Raw genomic sequence first — 2,813 nt, forward strand, 5'->3', positions numbered from 1 at the left:
ACCCTGGAAATGGCGCCACTTGAAATCCGTCATCGTTCCGTCCGTCCAATCTCCGCCAAGCATGCTCAAGCTTCACGATTTTTGCAACAGAGCCCCCGCGTCCTCGATGACGCGACGGCGCTGCACGCTGTACTGAGGCGTACGGCCGGTGCGCAGTTCGGGAGGTATGTCGGCGTCGACGTACCCATGCTCGGCCAGCTCGCGGCCTGGCATGAGCGCGTCGTCGACGGGACGCACTACAACGGCGAGGACGGGCGCGGCGACGGCGCAACTGGCACCGTCACCACGGCGGCAGAGCTGCACCGTGCCGCCGCAGCGTTCGATGCCGCCTCGGCCGCGCTGCGCGAAGCGCACGCAGCCAACGGCGTCGTGCGCTGGTACGACGATCCCCAGTGAGTCACGACGTGGACGGCCCGGATGCCGACACCGAGGAGCGCACCCGCATCGGGCAGGTGCTCGATGCAGCTCTGCCGCCGACGAGCGCCGACCGATAACGATCGTTTTCGGTGTGCAGCTCGGCGACGTCGCGGCGCTGCATGACACGCCGAACAGCGGCGCACCGAAACCCCCAACCGAAACTGAAACGCACCGATACTGAGCGCGTACCGTTTATGGCATGGCCGAAGTATTTGGGTACGCGCGAGTCTCGCGCAAAGAGCAAGATCCGGGCGCGCAGGAAGCCGAGCTGCGCGCGGCCGGCTGCAGTCGCGTGTTCGTCGACCACGGCGAATCGAGCCGCATCGCCGATCGCCCCGAGTGGCGCAAGCTCATCGACGTAGCTGCGCGCTCCGGCGACACGATCAAGGTCCGCAAGCTCGATCGACTTGCCGGCAGTGAGCGCCTGATGATCGAGGTGCTGTCCGAGCTGAACGACCGCGGCCTGAACATCGTAAGTCTCACAGAGCCCGCCATCGACACCACTACACCGATGGGGAAGGCGCTCTATGGCATCGTCGTGGTCTTCGCGCAGCTCCGCGTCGACACGATCAGAGAGAACACGCGCCTTGGATTGGAGCACGCCAGGAGCCAGGGAAGGGTCGGCGGCCGCCCAACCGTGATGACGGCCGAGCGGATCGCCGCGGCCGAGAAGATGCGCGCAGAGAACCAGAGCTACGCCCACATCGGGCGTGTGCTCGGAGTCGGCGCATCGAGCGTCATGCGCGCGCTCACAAAGTAGCAGTATAACTATGGTTATATTTGCGATAGACTTGAAGCGGAGGTGGAGACTATGACGATTACCGAGATCCCCGTCGAGGCGGTCGCTGCACGGAAGGCGCAGCACTTGCGAAACATCGGAGAGCTGGACTACCGGCGCAGTCTGCTGCGGCTGAAACAGCGTGGATTGCGTCAGAAGGCGATCGCCGATCTGGTGAAGGTCTCGCAGCCGAACGTGCAGAAGGTATTGCAGAGGGCCGCCACAATCCCGATGCCTCGTGAAGGTTTCTCTGGCGCAGATCCCTACGAGATTTGCGAGCGATACGCAGCCGGCCTGATCGACCGCGCGCAGCTTGTCGATGAGCTGACGCGCTGGGAGTATGTGCCGCGGGCTCAGACCAATGATGCGTTCGACGATCTGCTGATGGACGTTGCGGGCTCGGTCGATGACCTGGACCGCGCGCTGAGCCGTGGGCTGATCGACGATGAGCTGTACGACGAGATTGGCGATCGCATCGATGCACGGATGACGGCGGCGTGACCCCAGAGGAGCAGCGGCATATCGAGGTTGTCCAAGCGCTCTCTACTGCCGGCGGCCCACTCGACAAAGACGGCCCACACGCGACTACCAGAAACCCTGCTTGGTATCGCTCCAACGGGTCACGTAGAGCGGTACGACGGGCGACGCACGAGCGCATTAAGGCCGCGGTAGTGAGCCAGTCGCCGAACGCGAAAGATGAAGGTCGAGCACTTGTGCTGGCCGGCCCGCCAGGAGCCGGGAAAGGGCGAGTCGCCGATACCGTGCTCGGCGCGGATCGAGACCACTACGTGAATATTGACGCGGACGAGTTCAAGAAGCTGTTGCTGCGCGAAGCGATGGCAGATGGCAGCTATGAGGAATGGATCAAACCGCCAGAGGTGCGCGACTTAGAGGCGCAGGGGGAGCGGTTCTATCCACTTGAACTTGCCTCACTCGTGCATGAAGAATCGTCGATGCTTGCACGCGCGCTGCGCACAGAGATGATCGACCAGGGAACGAACATCATCGTCGACACGGTACTGAGCGACCCAGACAAAGCAGTGGAGCTTGGGGCGTATCTTGCGGACGCTGGCTACCAGGTAACGGTCGTCGACGTCGAGGTGCCGTTCGAGGTATCGCAGGATCGAATCGTGCAGCGCTGGCAGCACGCGATGCAGGAAGCCGAGGCAGGCAAAGCAGACGCACTCGGCGGACGATGGGTGCCAAGCGCATACGCTCGGCCGCTGTTCGACACCGAGCATGGGCGCTCGAAGTCACAGGACGCGGCAGCCCAGCTCGCGCAGTCATGTCCACGAGTGATCCGCTACGAGCGCCACTACACTAGTACCGAGGAGCACCGAGCATCGTTGGTTGAGGGGCGCGAAGCCCAGCCCACTCGTGAGGTCGCGCAGGTGCGGTCGAAGCCCGGCGGAAAGCTCGAAGCAGAGCAGTCGGTGAGCAGACTATCCGCGGCAAGTTTCAGTACCGATAGATCCGCACCGCGCAACGCAGACGCGCAAGTGAAGCGGCCAGGTTCGCGTTCTGGTCAAGTCCCGTGGAGTGGTGTAACCGTTTCGTGATCCTTCAAGGATGTGGGGGCTAGTTTTCGTTGTGATTGCAGATGCTCGCGACGAGCTCA

Annotated in this window: 4 protein-coding genes; all 4 read left to right on the forward strand. The window is 63.2% G+C overall.

Annotated features, from left to right (window positions below; all coding sequences use genetic code 11):
- Positions 1 to 396, forward strand: a 396-nt coding sequence (locus tag AB0O71_RS15360) for a hypothetical protein (RefSeq protein ID WP_360029313.1), incomplete at its 5' end; no start/stop codon positions are given.
- A gap of 220 nt (positions 397 to 616) precedes the next feature.
- A complete protein-coding gene (locus tag AB0O71_RS15365) occupies positions 617 to 1,177 on the forward strand; it encodes a recombinase family protein (protein ID WP_253035904.1) in 561 nt (186 codons plus the stop codon).
- A 51-nt stretch (positions 1,178 to 1,228) separates the two neighbouring features.
- A complete protein-coding gene (locus tag AB0O71_RS15370; protein WP_234001862.1) occupies positions 1,229 to 1,696 on the forward strand; it encodes a hypothetical protein in 468 nt (155 codons plus the stop codon).
- Positions 1,697 to 1,866: 170 nt separating this feature from the next.
- A complete protein-coding gene (locus AB0O71_RS15375; RefSeq protein ID WP_234001863.1) occupies positions 1,867 to 2,754 on the forward strand; it encodes a zeta toxin family protein in 888 nt (295 codons plus the stop codon).
- Positions 2,755 to 2,813: the final 59 nt, after the last annotated feature.

This window comes from Leucobacter sp. NPDC077196 (genome assembly GCF_040687075.1).
In the GTDB taxonomy this organism is placed as follows: domain Bacteria; phylum Actinomycetota; class Actinomycetes; order Actinomycetales; family Microbacteriaceae; genus Leucobacter.